17 protein-coding genes and 1 pseudogene are annotated in these 22,003 nt (G+C 71.7%); 13 read left to right on the top strand and 5 right to left on the bottom strand.

Translation table 11 applies throughout. The features are described from left to right. Positions 1–68: 68 nt before the first annotated feature. Positions 69–1,094 carry a LacI family DNA-binding transcriptional regulator gene (locus ABD907_RS14405; protein ID WP_345216964.1) on the bottom strand — a complete coding sequence of 342 codons (1,026 nt, stop codon included), beginning with the start codon at positions 1,092–1,094 and terminating at the stop codon, positions 69–71. A gap of 157 nt (positions 1,095–1,251) precedes the next feature. On the opposite strand from ABD907_RS14405, the gene ABD907_RS14400 reads away from it, so the two are divergent. Then, positions 1,252–2,634, top strand: coding sequence for a glycoside hydrolase family 5 protein (locus ABD907_RS14400; RefSeq protein ID WP_345216963.1), 1,383 nt, complete (start codon positions 1,252–1,254; stop codon positions 2,632–2,634). Here ABD907_RS14400 and ABD907_RS14395 read toward each other — a convergent pair. Beyond that, on the bottom strand, positions 2,627–4,189 hold the full coding sequence (locus ABD907_RS14395; RefSeq protein ID WP_345216962.1) for a UxaA family hydrolase: 1,563 nt from the start codon (positions 4,187–4,189) through the stop codon (positions 2,627–2,629). The genes ABD907_RS14400 and ABD907_RS14395 overlap by 8 nt on opposite strands. Before the next feature lie 88 nt (positions 4,190–4,277). On the opposite strand from ABD907_RS14395, the gene ABD907_RS14390 reads away from it, so the two are divergent. From ABD907_RS14390 to ABD907_RS14365, 6 genes are all read left to right on the top strand, one after another. Continuing rightward, entirely contained in the window at positions 4,278–5,258 is a 981-nt protein-coding gene (locus ABD907_RS14390) for a LacI family DNA-binding transcriptional regulator (protein WP_345216961.1), read from the top strand. Between the two features lie 91 nt (positions 5,259–5,349). Continuing rightward, entirely contained in the window at positions 5,350–5,535 is a 186-nt protein-coding gene (locus tag ABD907_RS14385) for a hypothetical protein (RefSeq protein WP_345216960.1), read from the top strand. 331 nt (positions 5,536–5,866) lie between these two features. Then, positions 5,867–6,970, top strand: coding sequence for a Gfo/Idh/MocA family protein (locus ABD907_RS14380; protein WP_345216959.1), 1,104 nt, complete (start codon positions 5,867–5,869; stop codon positions 6,968–6,970). Positions 6,971–7,009: 39 nt separating this feature from the next. Next, positions 7,010–8,329 (top strand): ABC transporter substrate-binding protein, encoded by a 1,320-nt coding sequence (locus ABD907_RS14375; protein WP_345216958.1) that lies wholly within the window; start codon positions 7,010–7,012, stop codon positions 8,327–8,329. 68 nt (positions 8,330–8,397) lie between these two features. Then, entirely contained in the window at positions 8,398–9,267 is an 870-nt protein-coding gene (locus ABD907_RS14370; RefSeq protein ID WP_345216957.1) for a DUF5926 family protein, read from the top strand. Between the two features lie 72 nt (positions 9,268–9,339). Beyond that, positions 9,340–10,179, top strand: a complete 840-nt coding sequence (locus ABD907_RS14365; RefSeq protein WP_345216956.1) for a glycosyltransferase — start codon at positions 9,340–9,342, stop codon at positions 10,177–10,179. Here the strand turns inward: ABD907_RS14365 and ABD907_RS14360 are convergent. After that, complete coding sequence (locus ABD907_RS14360; protein WP_345216955.1) at positions 10,113–12,581, bottom strand: alkaline phosphatase family protein; 2,469 nt, start codon at positions 12,579–12,581, stop codon at positions 10,113–10,115. The genes ABD907_RS14365 and ABD907_RS14360 overlap by 67 nt on opposite strands. Positions 12,582–12,783: 202 nt before the next feature. On the opposite strand from ABD907_RS14360, the gene pheA reads away from it, so the two are divergent. After that, positions 12,784–13,701, top strand: coding sequence for a prephenate dehydratase (gene pheA / locus ABD907_RS14355; RefSeq protein ID WP_345217287.1), 918 nt, complete (start codon positions 12,784–12,786; stop codon positions 13,699–13,701). A 102-nt stretch (positions 13,702–13,803) separates the two neighbouring features. On the opposite strand, the gene ABD907_RS14350 is transcribed toward pheA, so the two are convergent. After that, entirely contained in the window at positions 13,804–15,033 is a 1,230-nt protein-coding gene (locus ABD907_RS14350) for a diacylglycerol/lipid kinase family protein (RefSeq protein ID WP_345216954.1), read from the bottom strand. 38 nt (positions 15,034–15,071) lie between these two features. Between ABD907_RS14350 and serS the strand changes: the two genes are divergently transcribed. From serS to ABD907_RS14325, 5 genes are all read left to right on the top strand, one after another. Further along, the gene (gene serS / locus ABD907_RS14345; RefSeq protein ID WP_345216953.1) at positions 15,072–16,340 is read left to right on the top strand and encodes a serine--tRNA ligase; all 1,269 of its coding nucleotides are present in this window, start codon (positions 15,072–15,074) and stop codon (positions 16,338–16,340) included. Next, on the top strand, positions 16,337–17,212 hold the full coding sequence (locus ABD907_RS14340) for an HAD family hydrolase (RefSeq protein WP_345216952.1): 876 nt from the start codon (positions 16,337–16,339) through the stop codon (positions 17,210–17,212). Before serS ends, ABD907_RS14340 begins: the two co-directional genes overlap by 4 nt. A 265-nt stretch (positions 17,213–17,477) precedes the next feature. Continuing rightward, positions 17,478–18,866 carry an ABC transporter substrate-binding protein gene (locus ABD907_RS14335; RefSeq protein WP_345216951.1) on the top strand — a complete coding sequence of 463 codons (1,389 nt, stop codon included), beginning with the start codon at positions 17,478–17,480 and terminating at the stop codon, positions 18,864–18,866. A gap of 117 nt (positions 18,867–18,983) precedes the next feature. Next, positions 18,984–19,970 carry a carbohydrate ABC transporter permease gene (locus tag ABD907_RS14330; RefSeq protein ID WP_345216950.1) on the top strand — a complete coding sequence of 329 codons (987 nt, stop codon included), beginning with the start codon at positions 18,984–18,986 and terminating at the stop codon, positions 19,968–19,970. Continuing rightward, complete coding sequence (locus ABD907_RS14325; RefSeq protein ID WP_345216949.1) at positions 19,967–20,923, top strand: carbohydrate ABC transporter permease; 957 nt, start codon at positions 19,967–19,969, stop codon at positions 20,921–20,923. Before ABD907_RS14330 ends, ABD907_RS14325 begins: the two co-directional genes overlap by 4 nt. Here ABD907_RS14325 and ABD907_RS21290 read toward each other — a convergent pair. After that, a pseudogene (locus tag ABD907_RS21290) lies at positions 20,913–21,969 on the bottom strand (NAD(P)H-quinone oxidoreductase). The gene ABD907_RS14325 and the pseudogene ABD907_RS21290 sit on opposite strands and share 11 nt — an antisense overlap. Between the last annotated feature and the right edge of the window lie 34 nt (positions 21,970–22,003).

Raw genomic sequence — 22,003 nt, 5'->3', positions numbered from 1 at the left:
TGGTGGTCAACGACTTCGGCAATGGTTACCGCGTTGAGACCTCGCCGTTCCCGGCGCCGCGGGGTCGATCAACCCAGGGTGGACTCGCGCGCACGGAGGGTGAACGGAGGGCTGACCGTCCCACTCGGGTGCTCTCCCCCCGGGTCCAGGATCTGCCCCAGGAGCAGGTCGACGGCGCGGCGCGCGATCTCCTTCCGGCCGGGATCGACCGTGGTGAGCCGGGGGCTGGCGAACCCCGCCTCCTTGATGTCGTCGAACCCCGCGACGGCGATGTCCCCCGGCACCCGCAGCCCCTGGTCGAGCAGCTCGCGGATCGCGCCGAGCGCCAGGGCGTCGTTGAGGGCGAAGACGGCATCGATCGTCGTGCCGGCCGCGCGGCAGCGCTCGAGCACCTCGCGGATCGCGCGCGCCCCGTTCTCGAGGTCCCACGCCGTGGCCGTGCCGCGCAGCACCGGCTCGCGCTCCACCCCCCAGGCCTCGAGCGCGTCCAGATATCCGCTGGTGCGCAGGTAGCCCGCTCCCGTCTCGCCGGTGTCGTAGGTGCCGACGACGGCGATCCGTCGGCGGCCGAGCTCGAGGAGGTGCTCGGTGACGGCGCGCGCCCCCGCGCGGTTCTCCATCGCGACGTGCTCCAGCGTCGGGTTCAGCGGCCGTTCGCCGAGCAGCACCATCGGGAACCGCACCGCGAGATGTTCGGCGTCCTCCTCGCGGAGCCCGATGGGAGAGAAGATCAGCCCATCCGTCATGCGGCGGCGGTCCGACGTCAGGACGCCGAGCTCGTGCTGGTGCTGACCCCCGGTCTGCTCGAGCAGCACCGTGTAGCCGCGTCTGGCCGCGGCCTGGATGACGTCGTCGCACAGCTCGGCGAAGTACGGCAGGCTCAGCTGCGGCACCGCGAGCGTGATCATGCCGGTGCGGCCGAGGCTGAGGCTGCGGGCGGCGAAATTCATCCGGTAGCCGAGCTGGGCGATCGCCGCCTGCACCTTCTGCGCCGTCGCGTCGGTGACGTGCGGGGCCCGGTTCACCACGTTGGAGACCGTCTTGACCGACACCCCGGCAAGCTGGGCGACGTCGCGCATCGTGGCGGCGCTCACTCTCCCGACCTCCTCCTGGTTCGCGGCGGAGCACGAAACATTTACGTGCTCCGAGGCGCAGCGTACGCTCGCCGCACCGAACGCCGGTAACCGGTTACCGCTCGCCGTGGTGTCGGTAGGGTCGTCGGGACGGCGGAGCGGACACGAAGGGGGCGCGATGGACCAGCGGGCACTGCGTACGCAAAGGGACCGGATCGTCGACGGCGCCGGTGCGACGACCCGGCTGCGCGGCTTCGGCCTCGGTGGCTGGATGACGATGGAGAACTTCATCACCGGCCACCCTGCGACCGAGTCGCAGACCCGGCGCGCACTGCGGCGGGTGCTCGGCGAGGATGCCTACGAGGCGTTCTTCGACACGTTCCACACCGGCTTCTTCGCCGAGGACGACGCCGACTACCTCGCCTGGCTCGGCGTGAACTGCCTCCGCGTGCCGTTCAGCTACCACCACTTCGAGGACGACGCCGCGCCCTTCCAGCTCAAGGAGGAAGGCTTCCGGCGCCTGGACCGCGTGGTGCGGCTCTGCGGGGAGCGCGGCATCTATACGGTCCTGGACCTGCACGCCGCCCCGGGCTCCCAGAACCAGCACTGGCACTCGGACAACCCGACCCACTGGGCGCACTTCTGGACGCACCGGCACTTCCAGGACCGCGTGGTCAACCTCTGGGAGGCGCTCGCGGACCGGTACCGCGACGAACCCATGGTGGCCGGCTACAACCTGCTGAACGAGCCGGCGGACGCGTCGGGCGAGGTCATCGGCCCCTTCTACGAGCGCCTGGAGCGGGCGGTCCGGGCCGTGGACCCCGACCACATCCTCTTCTTCGACGGCAACCGGTACGCCACCGACTTCTCGATGTTCACCGAACCGGTCGACAATGCCGTCTACACCGCCCACGACTACGCGCTCCCCGGCATCGCGAACCCGAGCCGCTACCCGGGCGAGACGCGCGGGAAGCACTTCGACCGGTCCGTGGTGGAGAAGTCGTTCCTGCGCCGCACCGAGTTCATGCGCCGGACCGGCACGCCCATCTGGATCGGTGAGTTCGGCCCGCTCTACACCGGTGACCCGCGACGCGACGGCGAGGTCCTGCTGCTGCTGGACGACCAGCTCGACATCTACGACGAGCACGGCGCCAGCTGGAGCCTGTGGACCTACAAGGACATCGGCACCCAGGGCGTTGTGCACGCCGCGGCGGACAGTCCGTACCTGCGGCGCATCGCTCCCGCGCTGGAGAAGAAGAAGCGGCTCGGCACCGACGCGTGGGGCGGCAGCGACAAGGAGATCCGCCACGTGCTGGATCCGATCGAGGAGCTGTTCGCCAAGGAGTTCCCGGAGTTCGACCCGTTCCCGTGGGGCTCGAGGCAATGGATCAACGTCATCGTCCGGCACGTGCTGCTCGCCGAGCCGCTGGTGGACGAGTTCGCCGAGTGCTTCCGGGGCGCGGACGCCGTCGAGGCGAGCGAGCTGGCGGCGTCCTTCGAGCACGAGTCGTGCGTGCGGCGCGAGCCGCTCGAGCAGGTGCTGCGCTCGCGGCTCAGGTGACCGTGCCGAGCTGCCAGGGCTGAAACTCGTCCTGGCCGAGGTCGAGCTCCTCGCTGACCGACTGCCGTCCGGACGCGACGGCGAGGATGGTCTCGAAGATCTCCTCGCCGACCTCCTCGAGCGTCGCGGCGGCGTCGACGATGCGTCCGCAGTTGAGGTCCATGTCCTCATGCATGCGCTCGTACATCTCGGTGTTGGTGGCCAGCTTGATCGTCGGGGCCGGCTTCGAGCCGAGCACGGACCCACGGCCGGTGGTGAAGCACACGACGTTCGCGCCGCCGGCGACGAGCCCGGTCACGGAGACGGGGTCGTACCCGGGGGTGTCCATGAACCCGAGCCCCGGCGTGCTGAGCGGTTCGGCGTACTCGTACACGGCCGCCAGCTCGGCCGAGCCGGCCTTCGCGACGGCGCCCAGCGACTTCTCGAGGATCGTCGTCAGCCCGCCCGCCTTGTTGCCGGGCGAGGGGTTGTTGTCCAGCGTGCCGCCGCCGGCCGCCGCGTAGCTCTGCCACCAGTCGATCCGGTCCAGCAGCTTGCGGCCCACCGCCTCGGAGACGGCTCGACGCGTCAGCAGGTGCTCGGCGCCGTACACCTCGGGCGTCTCCGCGAGAACAGAGGTCGCGCCGGCCCCGACCAGCAGGTCGGAGGCGTGCCCGAGCGCCGGGTTCGCCGTGATCCCGGAGTACCCGTCGGAACCGCCGCAGTTCAGGCCCAGCACGAGGTTGCTGACGTCGACCGGCCGCCGCCGCGCGGCGTCCACCTGCGGCAGCATCGTCCGGATCGTCTCGACGGCGGTGCGCACCGTGGCCCGGATGCCGCCGGAGTCCTGGACCGTCATCGTCTCGACGAGGGCGCCCTCGGGCAGCCCCAGGTCCTCCACGAGCGCGGTGACCGGCAGCATCTCGCAGCCCAGGCCGAGGACCAGCAACCCGCCGAAGTTCGGGTGCCGGGCGTACCCGCGCAGCGTGCGTAGCAGCGTCTGGCCGCCCTCGGACTCCGGGACGAGGCCGCAGCCGGAGCCGTGGGTCAACGCCATGACACCGTCGACGTTCTCGAACTCGTCCAGGGCACCCAGCCCTCGGAACTGGTCCGCGATCATCCGGGCGGAGGAAGCCGAGCAGTTCACCGACGTGATCACGCCGATGAAGTTCCGGGTGCCGACGCGTCCGTCGCCGCGCACGTAGCCGTCGAAGGTGCGGCCGGCCATCGTCGTCGGCGGGCTCTGCCGGGCGGTGCCGAACTCGTACTCGTGGGTGGGGACCCCGACGGCCAGGTTGTGGCTGTGCACGTGCTCGCCGGGCGCGATGTCTCGGGTGGCGCGGCCGATGGGCTGCCCGTACTTGTGCACCGGCGCGCCGGCGGCCACCGGCCGCACCGCCACCTTGTGCGCCCGCGGCACCGTCGTTTCCACGACGACGACGCGCGCGGCGGGCAGGTCCAGGGGGAGGCCGGCGGCCAGGTCCCGGGTCGCGATCGCGACGTCGTCGTCGGCTCGTAGAAGTATCGTCGCATCGGACGCCGCGGCCTCCGCGGAGACGGTCGTGGCGTTCGTCATGGCGAAACTCCGGGTCTGTCGTCGGCTCGTGGGGCTAGGCTGTGCGTAAGCGCTTCCACCCTACCGGTCACCTGACGGGAGAACCACGATGGCAACGATCCACGACGTGGCTCGTGCCGCCGGTGTCTCCATCGCCACCGTCTCGCGCGCCCTCAACGGCGGCAGCCGCGTCAACGCGGAGACGCGCCGCCACGTCCTCGAGACGGCGGCCACCCTCGACTTCCGTCCGAACCACGCCGCCCGCGGGCTGGCCACCGGCAAGCTCGGCAACGTCGGCGTGCTGCTGCCCGACGTCGCCAACCCGTTCTTCGGCGCGGTCCTGGCCGGCATCACCCGGGCCGCCCAGGAGCGCGGCTTCGGCGTCTTCGTCGCCGACTCCCGGGAGGACGCCGGCGGTGAGCCGGAGCTCGCGGGCCGCCTGAGCCAGCAGGTCGACGGCCTGGTCCTGGTCGCCCCCCGCATGCCCGACGACGACGTCCTCACCTACTCCGAGCGGCGCCCCACCGTCCTGGTGAACCGGCTCGTCGGCGGTGTGGACGGTGTCGCGGTCGACGCCGCCCAGGGCATGTCGGACCTGCTCACGCAGGTGGCCCTCCTCGGCCACCGGCACGTCTGCTACCTCGACGGGCCCTCCGAGTCGCGGGCCGGCACCGCCAAGCGCGCCGGGCTGACCGCCGCCGCCGAGCGCCACGGCATCGACCTGCACGTCGAGCAGTCGGACTCACCCACCTTCGCGGCGGGCCGGGCCGCCGCCCAGCGGGTGCTCGACTCCGGCTGCACGGCGGCGGTCTGCTTCGACGACCTTCTCGCCTGGGGCGTGATGACCCGCGTGCGTGAGCTCGGCGTCGACGTCCCGGGGCGGCTGAGCATCGCCGGGTTCGACGACTCGCTCGAGGAGGGCATGGTCACCCCCGGCCTGACCACGGTGGCGGCCCGCAACCGCGAGATGGGCACCATCGCCGCCGGCATGCTGGAACGGCGGCTGCGGGACGCGTCGCTGAGCCCGACGACCGAGGTGCTGCGCTGCAACGTCGTCGTGCGCGGATCCACCGGCTCGGCGCCTGCCTAGCGGCCGGCGAAGCGTCCACATCGGGTCCGGCGGCCGCGTCAGTGAACCATGACGTCTGGCGGGCGCTCGGCCGGCCGCCGAGGTGGTCACCGTGCCCCGGGCGGCCTGGACGGACACGCTCGTGGCGACCGGGCTGCCGCTGCGGGCCGCGGAGCTCCTCGGCGGCCTGTACGAGGCGGGTGACGCCGGCCGGTTGGCGCCCGCGGGCGACCGGCAGGTACGCGGCACCACACCGATCGAGGAGACCCTCGGTGCCGTGCTGCAGCTGGTCGCGTAACGGCTCATTCGCCCCGCCGTGATGCAGAAAGCCCGGCGGCGCCCCGGCGAGAAAGCGCTCGCTCGAGCGGAAAACGTGGAACCCGAACATTGAGAATCTTGTGCCGAGCGAGCACCGAAACTATTTCGAGCAGTGCCGGTGAACGCGCATGAATGGTGCGCAATGCTCGCCTAAAGGTGTCGTCCCGTTCCTCGGATAGCCATCTTGACAATGCCCCCTTGGCGAATAGGCTCCGAAACACGCCGGCACGGAGGTCGGCGGCGAAATGTTTCTGTTTCAGACGCTTCGTCACCCACGATGCTGCGACGGTGCGTCACCACGAGAGGCCGTGATGCAGCGAGCACCTGTCCGGTTGGGGATCCTTGGTGCTGGGGGCATCGCCGGTGGCCGGCACCTGCCGGCCGTGCGCGAGCTGGGCGACCGGGCCGAGGTGGTGGCGGTCGCGGACCTCGACGGCGAACGGGCCCACGCCTTCGCCGAGACGTGGCGGATCCCGCACAGCCACGACTCGCTGGAGGGCATGCTCGACGCCGAGGATCTCGAGCTGGTCGTCGTGTGCACCCCGCCCGGCGCGCACCGCGACGCCATCGTCGCCTGCCTGCGGGCCGGCGCGCACGTGTGGTGCGAGAAGCCGCCGACCCTCTCGCTGGCGGACTACGACGCGATCACGGCCGTCGAGCACGACGGCGGCCCCTACGTCAGCTACGTGTTCCAGCACCGCTTCGGCTCTGGCGCCGCCAGGCTGCGCGAGCAGATCGCCTCGGGGGAGCTCGGCCGGCCCCTCGTCGCCGTGTGCCACACGCTCTGGTACCGCGGCCACTCGTACTTCGACCTGCCCTGGCGTGGCCGGTGGGCCACCGAAGGCGGCGGTCCGACCATGGGGCACGGCATCCACCAGTTCGACCTCGCCCTGAACCTCCTCGGCGACTGGGACGAGGTGCGCGCGATGATGGGCACGCTCGACCGCGACGTGGAGACCGAAGACGTGTCCATGGCCATGGTCCGCCTCGAGTCCGGGGCGATGATGTCGGTCGTCAACAGCCTGCTCTCCCCGCGCGAGACCAGCTACCTCCGGTTCGACTTCACCGACGCCACCGTCGAGCTCAGCCACCTCTACGGCTACGACGACACCAGCTGGGTGTGGACCCCGGCGAAGCACGTCGCCGAGGAGACGGTGGCCACGTGGGCACCGACGGCGAACGTGGCCAGCTCGCACGCGGTCCAGCTGCGCGCCCTCCTGGACGCCATGGACGCCGGGGAGCGCCCACCGAGCAGCGGCGCCGACGGACGGCGCTCGCTGGAGCTCGTCGCCGGGCTGTACGCCTCGGCGATCACCGGCCGGCCCGTCGCCCGCACGGAGCTGACCCCGGACAACCCGTTCTACCACTCGATGAGCGGCGAGCCTGCGTCGCGAACGGCGGCGGTGGGCGCATAGCGACAACAAGGACATCCACGGACAGAGAGGTCTTGGGTCATGCCGACTCCTGCACGGAAACGCCGCACGCTGCTGGTTGCCTCGGCGGCGGCCGCACTCACCCTCGCGGCCTGCGGCCAGTCCGAGAACATGGACGACCAAGGCGGCGGGGGCGGGGACGACGACGGCGGCCCCGTCGAGCTGCGCTTCACCTGGTGGGGCGCCGACGCCCGCGCCGAGCTGACCGAGGAGGTCGTGACGCTCTTCGAGGAGAAGCACCCGGACATCGACATCCAGACGCAGTGGAGTTCCTGGGAGTCCTACTGGGACCGCCTCTCGACGGGGACGGCGGCCGCCGACATGCCGGACATCATCCAGATGGACGAGAGCCAGATCGCGACCTACGGCAGCCAGGGCACGCTGCTCGACCTGCAGAGCGTCGACAGCCTCGACCTGTCCGGCATGGAGGACAACGTCCTCAGCACGGGTGAGGTGGACGGCACCCTGTACGGGGCGCCGGTCGGCATCGCGCTCCACGCCATCGCCTACAACCCGGAGATCCTCGAGCAGGCCGGCATCGAGGTGCCGGACGACACCACGTGGACGTGGGACGAGTTCTACGAGCTCGCGGGTCAGGCCCACGACGAGCTTGGGGACCAGGGCGTCTACGGCATCGACTTCTGGTCCCTGCAGTCCGCCAACCTCCAGAACGTCGCGCGCCAGAAGGGCGAGGAGGTCTTCCCGCGCGAGGACGAGACGCCGATCAGCCGGGAGACCATCGTCGAGTTCTTCGAGCAGAACCTCGAGCTGATGGAGACGGGCGCGGTCCCGCCGGGAGACCTCCAGATCGAGGGTGTGGGCCTGTCGCTGGAGCAGTCACCCTTCGCGGTCAACGAGACCGCGTTCCACCCGCTCTGGCACACGCAGGTGCAGGCGTACGTCGACGCCTCCGGGGTCCAGATGGGGCTGCTCCGCCAGCCCGCGCTCGAGCCCGGCGAGCACCACATGGTCAACAAGGCGTCGATGTACTGGTCGATCGCCCAGAACACGCAGCATCCGGAGGAGGCGGCGACCTTCGTCGACTTCCTCCTCAACGACGAAGAGGCCGCGCGCGTCCTCGGCGTCGAACGTGGGGTGCCGGCCATCCCGGCGATCCAGGAGGTCATCGAGCCAGAGCTCGGACCCACCGGGCAGATGTCGGTCCAGTTCGCCGCCGACCTGCAGGACGAGGTCGTGCCGCCGCCGCAGGTGACGCCGAGCGGTGCCAGCACCTGGAGCGACGACTACCAGCGGATCGCCGGCGAGGTCCTCTTCCGCGACAGCACGCCGGAGGAGGCGGCGGACGAGCTCCTCACGATCATCGAGGGTTACCAGGAGTAGCGCTCCGCAGCGCGGACGAGCGTGACCGGCCGGGGGACGAGCCCCGGTACGCACGTAGGCTGGGCGGCATGGGAAAGAAGAGCCGCAGGAACCGGTCCGCCAACCCGTCGAGGCCGAAGCCGAAGAAGGTGCCGTTCGTCGAGCGCCCCTTCGAGGGGCTGCCGGGCGAGACGGACCTCGTCGCCATGCGGGAGATCGTGCCCGCGGCGACGGCGACCGTGCGGACCACCGCCGAGCACGGCGCCCGGGACGTCCAGCTCGTCACGCTGCTGCCCGACTTCCTGCCCGCCCTGCACCGCGAGGACGGCACGCTGCTCGTGGCCCTGCAGACTGCGAGCAATTCCGGCGACGCCTCCCGCGACGTCGCCGCGGCGCTCCTGGCCGGCCTCGAGCTCGGGCCCGGCCAGCCGCTGCGGACCACCGGCATCCTCGAGCCCGGTCCGCGCCTGCAGGACATCCTCGACCTCGAGGTGGTGCCCGAGGCCGCGGTGCACGACAGCTTTTCCTTCTGGCTCGCCGAGGGTGCCGCCGACGATCCCGAGATTGCCGGCGCGCTCGAGGCGGCCAATGAGAACATCGTCCCGACGGTCAAGGTCGAGGGCGCCACCTCCGCCTACTGGTGCCGGATGAGTCGCGAGTTCCTGCGCTGGGTGCGTCCGGAGGACACCGAGCAGGTGTTCGACGCCCTCGCCCGCCTGCAGGTCGAGCGCGCCTCCGCCGTCGACCAGGACGCCAAGTTCGCCGGCGCCTTCCGGACCTGCGGTCTGCTGATCCCGGTGTGGGAGCTGGCCCGCGGCACGGAGGCCGACGAGCTTGCCGGCCCCGTCGCGGAGCTCGACGCCCGCTTCGCCGAGGCCCTCGCCGCTACCGAACCGCTGAACGCGGACGAACGCCGGGCCCGCGCCGGGATCGTCTCGCGTCAGGTCGGCCTGCGCTGACCGGCGTCCCCCGCCACTCCGCCGGCTCGCCGACATGCGCTCTTGGTCAGGATCTTGGCTAGTCTTTACCACGTGACACCACGAGGAGCGCGGTCGCAGCGGGTCGCCGTCGTGATCCCCGCCAAGGACGAGGCGCAGGCCATCGCCGCCACCGTCCGCGCCGCCCGGGCCATCCCCCACGTCGACCTGGTCCTGGTCGTCGACGACGGCTCCGACGACGACACCCAGCACGTCGCCCGCAGGGCGGGTGCCGTCGTCGTGCGTCACTCCGTCAACCGCGGCAAGGCCTCCGCCATGGAGACCGGCGCCTCGGTCGTCGCGATGCGCGACGTCGAGGGCGCCGCGCCCCGGCTGCTGCTCTTCGTCGACGCCGACCTCGGCGAGACCGCCGTCGCCACCGCGCCGCTCGTCCCGCCGGTTGTCGGCGGGCAGGCCGAGTGCACCATCGCGGTGCTCCCGCCCCAGCCGGGTGCCGGCGGGCGCGGCATCGTGACGGGACTGGCCCGCAAGGCCATCGAGAAGGCCACCGGCTGGACGGCCACCCAACCGCTGTCCGGGCAGCGTTGCCTGACCCGCGCCGCGTTCGACGCCGCCACCCCGCTCGCCCGCGGCTGGGGCGTGGAGACCGGGATGACGATCGACCTGCTCGTCGCCGGCTTCACCGTCCAGGAGGTGCCCTGCGACCTGCGACACCGGCCCTCCACCAACGACCTCGCCGGCCAGCTGCACCGCGGTGCCCAGTACCGCGACGTCGCCCTCGCCGTCGGGGCGCGCCGGGCGCGCCGCGTCCGCGTGCCGCCGTCGCGTCGCGGGGACAACCCCGCCAAGCAGCGTCCGGGCCGGCCCTACCGGGCGTGGGCGGAGCCGCGCGACGGCGAGCCCGCGGAGACGTCGTCGCCCGACGAGAACTGAGGGTCGCCGCCCCTGGCGAGGAGCCAGCCGGTCAGGACGGCCACGAGCAGCGGCACCGCCAGGGAGACGCCGATCGCCGGCAGCACCACCCCGGAGTCGTTGACCGCGAACGCGATGGCGAAGGTCACGCCCAGTGAGTAGAGCGCCGGGCGCAGCAGCAGCGTGAGCTGGTCCACCCGCGCCCGCGAGCTGTCGCCGGTGAGCCAGCCGTACCGCTCGCCCTCGTCGCTGCGCGCGGCCTGACGCAGCGGCCGCGTGAGCAGCACGATCACGACGACGATCCCGCCGATGGCGAGGAACGTCAGGGTCGAGCCGAAGAGGTTCGACACGTTCTGGGCGAGCTTGCGGGCGACCACTGCCCACAGCCCCCCGTCCAGGACTGTCTCGATGAACCGGCCCAGGTGCGTGCGCTCGGCCGGCGGGCGCAACCAGTCCAGGACCGAGAAGCTCAGGGCGATCAGGCCCGTGACGCCCAGCACGACGATGATGCGCCGCCAGGTCAGCGCCACGCCGGCGACGAGCAGGGCCAGCACGAGGAAGCCGGGGATCAGCGCGGGCGGGCCGCCGAAGTCGGCGCCGAAGGCCGGTGCGCCGTCGAGGACCACGGCGACGGCGCCCACCGCGAGGATCACGGCTCCGGCGAGCTTGCGCCGGCCCGCACGCACGAGCGGGTCCGCCACGGCCGTGCACGTGAGGATCGTCCCGGCCGCGAAGAGGGAGAACGAGGAGTTGTTGAAGCCGTAGAACCGTCCCCCGACCTCCGGCTGGACACCCATGAGCGCCGAGATCTGCAGGCTCGCGCCGGTGACCACGTCCACGGCGAGCACCACCGCCGTCAGGCCGGCCACGACGGCGACCGGGGCGAGCAGCCGGTGGCGCCAGGGCCGCGCCAGGGCGACCGCGGTGATCGCGACGGTGACGAGCAGCGTGAGGCCGTAGAGCGCCAGGCCGGGGTTGTCCGCGCGCCACCACGGCACGAGGTTCGCCAGGTAGGACGCGACCGGCAGGGCGCCCACCGCGACGGCGACCGTGCGCACCGTGCGCAGCGCGGCGCCCGGACGGCGGGAGCGCAGCGACGCCGCGACCCGGCCGGCCGCGGGAGAGCGGCGGCGCGCGAACCAGGCCGCCGCCCGGTCGAGCAACCGGCGGTTCAGGCCGACGGTGACCGACGCGTACAGCAGCAGGTTGACCAGCACGAGCGCCGAGTGGAACGGGCCCTTGAGCGGACGGACGGCGACGGCGTGGTCGTGGGCGTCGACGAGCGCCGAGACCCGGGCGGGGCCGTCGCGACCGTCGGGGACCGCACGCACCGATGACCCGACCAGTCCGGCCGGTGCATCGACGTCCAGGACCTGCAGGATCGTGGGGGTCAGGTCCGTGGACTGGACGATGCCGGGCTGGCGGGTCGAGCTGCTGCGCAGGAGCGCGCCGTCCTCGGGCAGCTCGCCCGGTACGCCGGGGCCGGCGGCCACCATCAGCTGCATGAGCGCGATGGAGCCCGAGTCGGCGACCGAGGCGACGATGATGGTCGTGTCGGGGCTGAGCGAGCGGGCGGCGTCGACGACCGCACCGACCCGCGCGTCGACGGTCGCGACCTGCTCGGTGCGTTCGGGGGAGGAGAGTAGCCACGCCTCGTCGGGGGCCGGCGACGGCGTCTCCTCCGGTTGCGGCGCCTTTTCGCGCACCTCCCCCGGGGACGGGTGGACCAGGGGCCGGTTGTGGTCGCGGATCGTGCCGACGTCGACGACGGCGAGCTCGTGCCCCGGCAGCGCTGCGGCGAGCGATCCCTCGAGCAGCGACGGCCGGAAGTCGGCATAGAAGTACTCGCCGGCTACCTGCCCTGCGGAGGTGGCCAGGGCGACGGCGGCACCCGGCCCGACGGCGAGCGACGACACGTCCGCGGACACGAGCCGGTCGCCGAGGAGCCCCGGCCGGGCGTCGTAACCGTCATCCGCGGCGGCCTGGAGAAAGGCGTCCCACGCGGGGACCGCGCCGCTGGTGTCCGGGCTGAGCAGCCGTCGGCACGTGCCGTACTCCTCCAGGGGCAGGTCGGCGGCGCGCCGGCCGGCCGAGATCGCGAGCCAGCCGTCGGCGGGGCAGGCGGACGAGCGCACCGAACGGGCGACGAGGTTCGCCGAGGCGCCGCCGTCGGCGAGGTCCCAGAGGTTCGGGGTGGCGAGCGCCGAGAGGTCCTCCCAGCGCAGGCCCGAGGTGCCGACGACGACCAGGTCCGGTGCGGCGTCGGCCGGGGTCTGGGTAGGTGGCCCCGTGGCGGCCGGGAGGTTCGATGCGGCACCGGTCGCGGCAGCCCGCGCGGTCATCATCGGGAGCACCAGAGCGAGCATGAGGAGCACCGCCATGGCGATCACGACCCACCGCTGCCAGTTGCGCCTTCTGCCCACGTCGGCAGCCTACGTGCGCGCTGGTGTGCCCGTGGTGAGCGCAGTGTGTGCCCACGGTGAGCGCTACGGGCCGGCGGGCGCCGTCGGGAGGTCGCCTCCGGCTACCCTGACCGTCGTGACAGCGGAGGAGACGACTCGGCCCGGCGGGCAGACCGGCAAGCAGACCGACGGGGCCGTCGGCGGCCGGCCCCGGTACGCCTATCTGGGCCCCGAGGGCACCTTCACCGAGTCGGCGCTGCTCCAGGTGACCGGGCCGGAGGAGTCCGACCTCGTTCCGTGCACCGACGTGGTCACCGCGCTGGAGTTGGTGCGCGGCCACGAGGCCGACTACGCCGTCGTCCCGATCGAGAACTCGGTGGAGGGCGGCGTCAACGTCACGCTCGACGAGCTCTCCTCCGACGACTCCCTGTCCATCGTCGGCGAGATGCTCGTGGCGGTGACGTTCGTCCTGTGCGCCCGGCCCGGGGCCCGGCTGGCCGACGTCGGCCGGATCTCCACCCACCCCCACGCCTGGGCGCAGTGCCGCATCTGGATCACCTCCCACTTCGACGGCGTCGTGCACGTCCCGGCGACCTCCACGGCCGCGGCCGCCGCGCTGCTCGCCTCGGACGAGGATCCGGGCTTCGACGCCGTGCTGTGCTCCGAGCTCTCGGCCCGCGAGTACGGCCTCGAGGTCCTGGCCAGGGACGTGGCCGACAACCCGAACGCCGTCACCCGGTTCGTCCTCGTCTCGCGCCCGGGCAACACGCCCGAGCCGACCGGCGCCGACAAGACGAGCCTCATGGTGCACCTGCCGGACAACGAGGCCGGCGCCCTGCTGCGGATGCTCGAGCAGTTCGCCACGCGCGGGGTCAACCTCTCCCGGATCGAGTCGCGCCCGATCGGCGACTCGCTCGGCCGCTACTCGTTCTCGATCGACGCCGAGGGTCACGTGGCGGAGGAGCGGCTGCAGGCGGCCCTCGTCGGGCTGCACCGGGTGTGCCCGACGGTGCGCTTCCTCGGCTCCTACCCGCGGGCCGACGGCGTGCCGACCCAGCTGCGTCCCGGCACCTCGGACGCCGACTTCCGTGCGGCGCGGCAGTGGCTCGCCCGTCTGCTCGGCCGGGACGACGAGAGCTGACACCACCGACACAGGGCGGCGTCGGGATTGGCGGGTGTTCAGCAGGGATTGCCTGCGGGATGGCCACCAAAAGGCTCGGGCGCGCCATCGACCGCCCGTCGGCTACGGCGTGCGGACGACCAGGCCGCTCTTCTCCACCCGGGCGTGGATCGTCGTCGCGTACCCGACGAGGTCGCCGTCGACCTGGACGTGCTCGGGCTCCTCGGTCCGCACCACCACCGAACCGGCCCGCCGGAACTCGATCGAGCCCGTCGTGTACGGCATGCGGTCCTTGCGGACGCCCAGGCCCTGCAGCGTGACCTTGCGCAGCAGGTCCGCCCAGCCGATCAACCCGCCCTTGGTGTCGAGGACGGCGATGTCCAGCCAGCCGTCGTCGAGCTGGGCGTCGGGGAAGAGCACGACGCCGCCGGGCAGCCGACCGCAGTTGGCGAACAGGATCGTCCGCGCGCTGAACGGCTCGCTCGGCCCGGACTCGCCGAGCTCCGCCGTCGCGTGGATCTTCCTTCCGGTCAGGTGCTGCACGCCGGCGACGAAATACGCCAACCAGCCGAGCTTGGCCTTCAGCTCGTCATCGGCGCCGGAGACCATCGCGGCATCGAACCCTAGGCCGCCGATGACCAGGAACACGTGCTCCTTGTCGGGATCCGTCGTCGGTACCGGGACCTCGTCCATGCCGTAACCCGGGACGGCGGAGTCCAGGTCCCGCGCGTCGGCCGCCTCCCCGGACTCGGTCCGCTCGGCCGAGCGTGCCGTCGAGGCGTCCGCACGACCCCGCACCTTCTCCTCATCCTCGGCGGAGAGCGGTTCGGTGCGCAGCCAGCCGAGGTCCATCGCTCGGTCCCGGCCGGTGAGCGCGGTCGCCACCGTCTCGCGCAGGGAGCCGATGGCGACGTCCAGGTTGCGGGCCAGCAGGTTGCCGGTCCCCAGGGGCACGATCCCCATCGGGACCTCCGTGCCGGCGAGGGCCTCGGCCACCGCCCGCATCGTGCCGTCCCCGCCGGCCGCGACGACGACGGAGGCGCCCTGCTCGAGCGCCTTGCGCGCCTGGCCGAGCCCGGGATCTTCCACGGTGGTCTCGAACCACATCGGATTGCCCAGGCCGGCCTCCGCGGCGGACTGCTCGATGAGGCGGCGCAGCTCGTCCACGTCCACGGCCTTCGACGGGTTCACGACGACGGCCGGCGGGCCGGTCCGTGAACCGTCCGGTTCGTGACCCTCGGAGGCGAAGGACGGCGTGCGGGTGCGGACGCCGTGCCAGGCGATCGCACCGATGACCACACCGGCCACCGCCAGCACCAGCGCCGCGACGGCGACCCACTGCACCCACGTCATGACCGTAACGTCCTCTCGTCCACATTAGGCTCGACTGCATGATCGATCTGCGAGCCCTGCGCGAGGACCCGGAGAGGGTCCGCGCCAGCCAGCGTGCCCGGCGTGCCGACGAGACCCTGGTGGACATCCTGCTTGAAGCGGACGCCCGCCGCCGTTCGACACTCACTCGCTTCGAGGAGCTCCGCGGCGAGCAGAAGCAGGTCTCGAGGTCCGTGGGCAAGGCGTCGCCGGAGGAGCGGCCGACCGTCCTCGCGCACGCCAAGGAGCTCTCCGAGGCCGTCAAGGCCGCCGAGTCCGAGGCGAACGAGGCCGCCGCCGAGCTCGACGCCGTCCTTCGCCGCATCCCGAACGTCGTCCTCGACGGCGTGCCCGCCGGAGGTGAGGACGACTACGTCGTGCTGCGCCACGAGGGCACACCGCGGGACTTCGCCGCCGAGGGCTTCGAGCCCAAGGACCACCTCGATCTCGGCGAGGCCCTGCGCGCCATCGACGTCAAGCGCGGCACCAAGGTCTCCGGGGCACGGTTCTACTACCTGACCGGCATCGGCGCCCGCCTCGAGCTCGCTCTGCTCAACGCGGGCCTGGACCAGGCCATGGCGGCCGGCTTCACCCCGATGATCACGCCGACGCTCGTCACGCCCGAGACCATGTCGGGCACCGGCTTCCTCGGCGAGCACTCGGCGGAGATCTACCACCTCGAGGAGGACGACCTGTACCTGACGGGCACGTCCGAGGTGGCGCTCGCGGGCTACCACGCCGACGAGATCCTCGACCTGAGCGACGGTCCCCTGCGCTACGCCGGCTGGTCCACCTGCTACCGGCGCGAGGCCGGCTCCTACGGCAAGGACACCCGCGGGATCATCCGGGTCCACCAGTTCAACAAGCTCGAGATGTTCTCCTACGCCCCGATCGAGGAGGCCGCCACCGAGCACGAGCGGCTGCTGGCCTGGGAGGAGGAGATGCTGGCCACGGTCGAGCTGCCCTACCGGGTGATCGACACCGCGGCCGGGGACCTGGGCACCTCCGCGGCCCGCAAGTTCGACTGCGAGGCATGGCTGCCCACCCAGTCGCGGTACATGGAGGTCACCTCCACCTCCAACTGCACGACCTTCCAGGCCCGCCGCCTCGGCACCCGCGAACGCGCCGCCGGCGGCACCCGACCGGTCGCGACCCTCAACGGCACCCTGGCCACCACCCGCTGGATCGTCGCCATTTTGGAGAACCACCAGCAGCCCGACGGCTCGGTGCGCGTGCCGGTCGGCCTGCGCCCCTACCTCGGCGGCCTCGAGGTGCTCGAGCCGGCATGAGGGGCACCGAGGAGACCGTCGCGCTGAGCGAGCGCGCGGCCGGCTGGCGGGCGCGGGTGCCGGCGTCCGTCCCGCCCGCGGGCCCGGAGCTGATGGTCGCCCTGGACATCGACGGCACCCTGATCACGCACGACGGCGACCTGTCGGCCGCGGTGCGGGCCGCCGTCGGCGACCTCAAGGCCGCCGGCGCGTGCCTCGTCCTCGCCACCGGTCGTTCGATCCAGGCCACCGTGCCGATCGCGCGCGAGCTGGGGCTCACCGACACCCTGGCCGTCTGCTCCAACGGTGCGGTCTGCCTCCGGCTCGACCCCGACGGCGACTTCGAGATCACCGACGTCGTCACCTTCGACCCCGGCCCGGCCGTGCGTCTGCTGCGCGAGGAGCTGCCGGAAGGGCTCTTCGCCGTCGAGGATCTCGGCCGTGGGTTCAAGGTCACGGCCCCGTTCCCGATGGGGGAGCTCACCGGTGAGGTGGAGGTCGTCAGCTTCGAGGAGCTGCTCGCCGCGCCGGCCACCCGTGTGACGCTGCGCGCCCCGGACCTGGACAGCTCGGACTTCAAGGACCTCGTCGAGCGGGTCGGGCTGCACGGCGTGGGCTACGCCGTCGGTTGGTCCGCCTGGCTCGACATCTCGCCCGAAGGAGTCAGCAAGGCGAGTGCGCTGGACATGCTGCGCGGCCGGCTCGACATCGCCCAGGATGCGACCGTCGCGCTCGGCGACGGCGGCAACGACGTCGAGATGCTGGCCTGGGCGACGCACGGCGTCGCCATGGGTGACGCGGGACCCGACGTGGCCGCAGCCGCGGACGCCGTGACGGCTTCGGTCCACGAGGACGGCGCCGCCGTCGTCCTGCGGGCGCTGCTGGACCGCTGACCGGCCGACTCACCCCGCCCTCCCACCCACCCGTGCCGACTCGTCATGTCTCGATGTCGAGAGACGACAAGTCGATACACGGGTGACGAGTGAGCACACGGGTGACGACTCGCGCGCTGCGGCGGTGGTCGTCGGGGTCGAGGTGTTGCCGGATCGTTACCGCCCGGATGCGTCGATCGGTTGATTTCCGCGGTGCGGAAGGCTTGAGTGAGCCCCAGGAGCGCACTGCTTGCGCTCGTGACGAAGATGTGACGAGGAGCATTTGATGACTAGGACGACGAATCGCCGCAGGACGGCCGGTCTGGCCGGCGCCGCGGCACTCGCGATGACGCTGGCAGCTTGCGGCGGCGCAGACGACCTCGGTGGCGGAGGCGGCGGCGGTAATGGCGGCGGCGGAGGTGGCGGCGGCGACGTCGACTGCTCCGACTTCGAGGAGTACGGCACCTTCGACGGCGAGGAGGTGACGCTCTTCACCTCCATCCGCGAGGTCGAGGCGGACCAGCTCCAGGACACGTTCGCCGACTTCTCCGAGTGCACCGGCATCACGGTGACCCACAACGGTTCCGGCGAGTTCGAGCAGCAGGTCGTCGTGCAGGCGGAGAGCGGCAACGCCCCGGACCTCGCGGCGTTCCCGCAGCCCGGTCTGCTGCAGCGCATGGCCAACGACGGCCACCTCGTGGAGGCTCCCGAGGAGGTCGTGGCCAACGTCGACGAGGGCTGGACCGACGACTGGAAGGCCTACGGCACCGTGGACGGTACGTTCTACGCCGCGCCGCTGATGTCGAACGTGAAGTCCTTCGTCTGGTACTCGCCGTCGATGTTCGAGGACAACGGCTACGAGATCCCGGAGACCTGGGACGACCTGATGGCCCTCACCGACCAGATCGCCCAGGAGCACGGCTCGGAGACCACCAAGCCGTGGTGCGCCGGCATCGAGTCCGGCGGTGCCACCGGGTGGCCCGCGACGGACTGGATCGAGGACATGGTGCTCCGCACCGGCGGCGGCGAGGTCTACGACCAGTGGGTCAACCACGAGATCCCGTTCAACGACCCGCAGATCGTCGAGGCCGTGGAGATGGCGGGCGCGATCCTCAAGAACGACGAGTACGTCAACGGCGGTATCGGCGACTCCCGCTCGATCGCCACGACGTCCTTCAACGACGCCGGGCTGCCGATCCTGGACGGCGAGTGCTTCATGCACCGCCAGGCCAGCTTCTACGAGGCGCAGTGGCCCGAGGGCACCGAGGTCGGGCCCGAGGGCGACGTCTCCGCGTTCTACCTGCCGAGCACGAACCCGGACGAGCGTCCCGTGCTGGTGGCCGGCGAGTTCGTCGGGGCCTTCAACGACAACGAGGCGACGCAGGCGGTGCAGGCATTCCTCTCCAGCGCCAAGTGGGCCAACACCCGCGTGGAGATCGGCGGCGTCATCAGCTCCAACCTCGGGGTGGATCCCGAGCTCGCGTCTTCCGACGTCCTGCGCCAGTCGATCGAGATCCTCCAGGACCCGAACTCGGTCGCCCGCTTCGACGGCTCCGACATGATGCCGTCCGAGATCGGCGCGGGTGCCTTCTGGACTGCCATGGTCGAGTGGATCAACGGCGCGGACACCCAGACGGTCCTCGACGAGGTCGAGGCTGCCTGGCCCGAGAACTGACGGACCTGTCGGGGGCGCGGCGCATGGTCGCGCCCCCGACCCGTCGCTCGTTCCGTCGCCCGTTCCCGGGGCGGCTCGACGTCAACGGCCGTGTAGCCGGCACAAGGAGGTACTGGCGTGGACTTCTTCCTGTTCTCCAAGTGGGGCCAGATGACCCTGGCGGTGCTGGCCTTCACCGCCGTCGTCCTGGTCATCCTGGGGATCGCGAAGCTGGGTGACCGGTTCGCGGGGCGTGCCCGCACCCTGATCATGGTGCTCTGCTTCGGTGGGCCGGCGGCATTCCTGCTCGTCCTCGGCCTCCTCTACCCAGCCGTCCGGACGACGGTGATGTCGTTCATGGACGGCAGCAGCGAGACGTTCGTCGGGGTGGCGAACTACGAGTGGGTCTTCACGAACCCCGACTCCCTCCAGGCATTCATCAACACCTTCTTCTGGGTGGTGCTCGTGCCGCTCGTCTCCACCTCCGTGGGCTTGATCTACGCGATCCTCGTGGACCGCTCCCGGTTCGAGAAGATCGCCAAGACAATGCTGTTCGTGCCGATGGCGATCTCCTTCGTCGGCGCAGGGATCATTTGGAAGTTCGTCTACGAGTACCGCGGCGCCGCGCAGGACCAGATCGGCCTGCTCAACGCGCTCCTGGTCGGCCTCGGGATCGAGCCGCTGCGCTTCCTCCAGGACGCTCCGTGGAACACGTTCTTCCTCATCGCCGTGATGATCTGGATCCAGGCCGGTTTCGCCATGGTGCTGCTCTCGGCCGCCATCAAGGCCATCCCGGACGACATCGTCGAGGCGGCCCGCCTCGACGGTGTCAGCGGATGGCAGATGTTCCGCAGCATCACCGTGCCGAGCATCCGGCCGACGCTCGTGGTCGTCGTCACCACCATCACCATCGCGACGCTGAAGATCTTCGACATCCCGCGCACGATGACCGGCTCGCGTTTCGACACGCAGGTGCTCGCCAACATGATGTACGACCAGTCGTTCACGTTCGGCAACAACGGCACCGGCTCGGCCCTCGCCGTCGTCATCTTCGTGCTGGTCATCCCGATCGTGGTGTTCAACGTCCGACAGATGGTGAAGAACCGGGAGGTGCGTGGAGCATGAGCGGAACCACTCCGGCCAACCCGGCGGTCGCCGTCGAGGGGTCGGCGACGACGGCGCCGCCGCCCCTGGGTAGCCGTGGCGAGCCCGCGTCCTCGCGTGCGAAGACGATGCTCACCTCGCGGATCGGCTCCGCCGTGGCGATCGTCATCGCGGTGCTGTGGACGATCCCGATCGTGGGCCTGCTCATCAGCTCCATCCGGCCCTCGGCAGACATCCGCAACAGCGGTTGGTGGACCTTCTTCACGGACCCGGCCTTCACCCTGGCGAACTATCAGGAGGTGCTCTTCGGGCGGGCGTCGTCGGGCGAGCTGTCGAACTTCTTCATCAACTCGGTCGTCATCACCATCCCGGGGACGATCATCCCCCTGGTTGTCGCCACCATGGCCGCCTACGCGTTCTCCGTGCTGAAGTGGCGCGGCCGCGACACCGTCTTCGTCGTCGTGTTCGCCCTGCAGATCGTCCCGCTCCAGATGTCCCTCATCCCGCTGCTGCGCATCTTCTCGGGCTCCGGGGCGCTCGACGCGTTCCCGTACCTGGCGGTGTGGGTGGCGCACTCGTGCTTCGCGATGCCGCTCGCGGTGTTCCTGCTGCACAACTTCATGGCCGAGGTGCCGACCGAGCTCATCGAGGCGGCACGGGTGGACGGCGCCGGGCACGTGACAGTGTTCCTGCGGGTGATGCTCCCGCTGCTGGTGCCGGCGATCGCCTCCTTCGCGATCTTCCAGTTCCTGTGGGTCTGGAACGACCTGCTCGTCGGCCTGACGTTCACCGGCGGCAACAACGCCGTGCAGCCGCTGACCGCGCGCCTGGCCGAGATGGCGGGTTCGCGCGGCCAGGACTGGCACCTGCTCACCGCAGGCGCGTTCGTCTCCATCCTCGTCCCGCTGGTGGTGTTCCTGGCCCTGCAGAAGTACTTCGTCCGCGGGCTGCTGGCCGGCTCCGTCAAGGGCTGACACCGGCTTGTCGGGGCAGCAGGAGAACCTTGCCGAAGACGCTGCCGCTCTCCAGTAGGTCGTGCGCGCGCCCGGCTTCGGCGAGCGGAACCCGCTGGTCGACGACGGGGCGCAGCCGGCCGTCGTCGAGCATCGGCCAGACGCGTGCACGCACGTCGGACACGATCTCGGCCTTCTCCGCCGCGGGGCGCGAACGCAGCGTCGTGGCGTGCAGGCTCGCCCGCTTCGCCAGCAGCCGCCCCAGGTCCAGCTCGCCGCGGCGTCCCCGCAGCAGGCCGATGACCACGAGCCGTCCACCGGTGGCCAGGCACCGGGTGTTCTCCTCGAGGCCGCCCGCACCGAGGATGTCGAGGACGACGTCGACGCCACGCCCATCGGTGGCCTCGAGGACGACGTCGGCCACGCCTGTGCCCTCGATGGCCCGGTGGTCGACGGCGACGTCGGCACCCAGCTCCCGGCACCGGGCGGCCCGCTCCGGCCCGGTGGTCGACGGCGACGTCGGCACCCAGCTCCCGGCACCGGGCGGCCCGCTCCGGCCCGCCGGCCGTGGTGATCACCCGGACGCCGACGGCGACGGCGACCTGGATCGCGACGGAACCGACGCCGCCGGAGCCGCCGTGGATCAGCACGGTGTCCCCGGTTCCCATCCCGGCGGTGCCCACGAGGTTCGACCACGCCGTGCACACCGCCTCGGGCAACGCCGCGGCGTCGACCAGTTCGACGGACTCGGGCACGGGCAGAACCTGACCGGCGGGCACCACCACCCGTTCGGCGTACCCGCCGCCGGTGAGCAGGGCGCAGACGCGGTCGCCCACCGCGAGATCCGTGACGCCGTCGCCGATCGCCGCGACGGTGCCGGAGACCTCGAGGCCCAGGAGTTCGCTCGCTCCGGGCGGAGGCGGGTAGTGCCCGGCCCGCTGGAGCAGGTCGGCACGGTTGACGCCGGCGGCCGCGACGTCGACGAGCACCTCGCGGGGGCCGGGCTCGGGGTCCGGGACCTCGCCGAGCTCCAGGGCCGCGTCGTCACGGACGGTGATCGCACGCATGGCACCCATCGTGCCAACCCACGGCGATCCTCGG

Source organism: Georgenia halophila (assembly GCF_039541595.1).
The sequence above is the reverse complement of the archived record's forward strand: the minus strand, read 5'-3'. Positions and strand labels throughout refer to the sequence as shown.

What these genes read in the sequence shown, in the direction of transcription:
- ABD907_RS14400 (WP_345216963.1), top strand. Translation starts at nt 1,252, where the DNA reads ATGGACCAGCGGGCACTGCGTACGCAAAGGGACCGGATCGTCGACGGC.
- ABD907_RS14395 (WP_345216962.1), bottom strand. Translation starts at nt 4,189, where the DNA reads ATGACGAACGCCACGACCGTCTCCGCGGAGGCCGCGGCGTCCGATGCG.
- ABD907_RS14390 (WP_345216961.1), top strand. Translation starts at nt 4,278, where the DNA reads ATGGCAACGATCCACGACGTGGCTCGTGCCGCCGGTGTCTCCATCGCC.
- ABD907_RS14380 (WP_345216959.1), top strand. Translation starts at nt 5,867, where the DNA reads ATGCAGCGAGCACCTGTCCGGTTGGGGATCCTTGGTGCTGGGGGCATC.
- ABD907_RS14375 (WP_345216958.1), top strand. Translation starts at nt 7,010, where the DNA reads ATGCCGACTCCTGCACGGAAACGCCGCACGCTGCTGGTTGCCTCGGCG.
- ABD907_RS14370 (WP_345216957.1), top strand. Translation starts at nt 8,398, where the DNA reads ATGGGAAAGAAGAGCCGCAGGAACCGGTCCGCCAACCCGTCGAGGCCG.
- ABD907_RS14350 (WP_345216954.1), bottom strand. Translation starts at nt 15,033, where the DNA reads ATGACGTGGGTGCAGTGGGTCGCCGTCGCGGCGCTGGTGCTGGCGGTG.
- serS (WP_345216953.1), top strand. Translation starts at nt 15,072, where the DNA reads ATGATCGATCTGCGAGCCCTGCGCGAGGACCCGGAGAGGGTCCGCGCC.
- ABD907_RS14340 (WP_345216952.1), top strand. Translation starts at nt 16,337, where the DNA reads ATGAGGGGCACCGAGGAGACCGTCGCGCTGAGCGAGCGCGCGGCCGGC.
- ABD907_RS14335 (WP_345216951.1), top strand. Translation starts at nt 17,478, where the DNA reads ATGACTAGGACGACGAATCGCCGCAGGACGGCCGGTCTGGCCGGCGCC.
- ABD907_RS14325 (WP_345216949.1), top strand. Translation starts at nt 19,967, where the DNA reads ATGAGCGGAACCACTCCGGCCAACCCGGCGGTCGCCGTCGAGGGGTCG.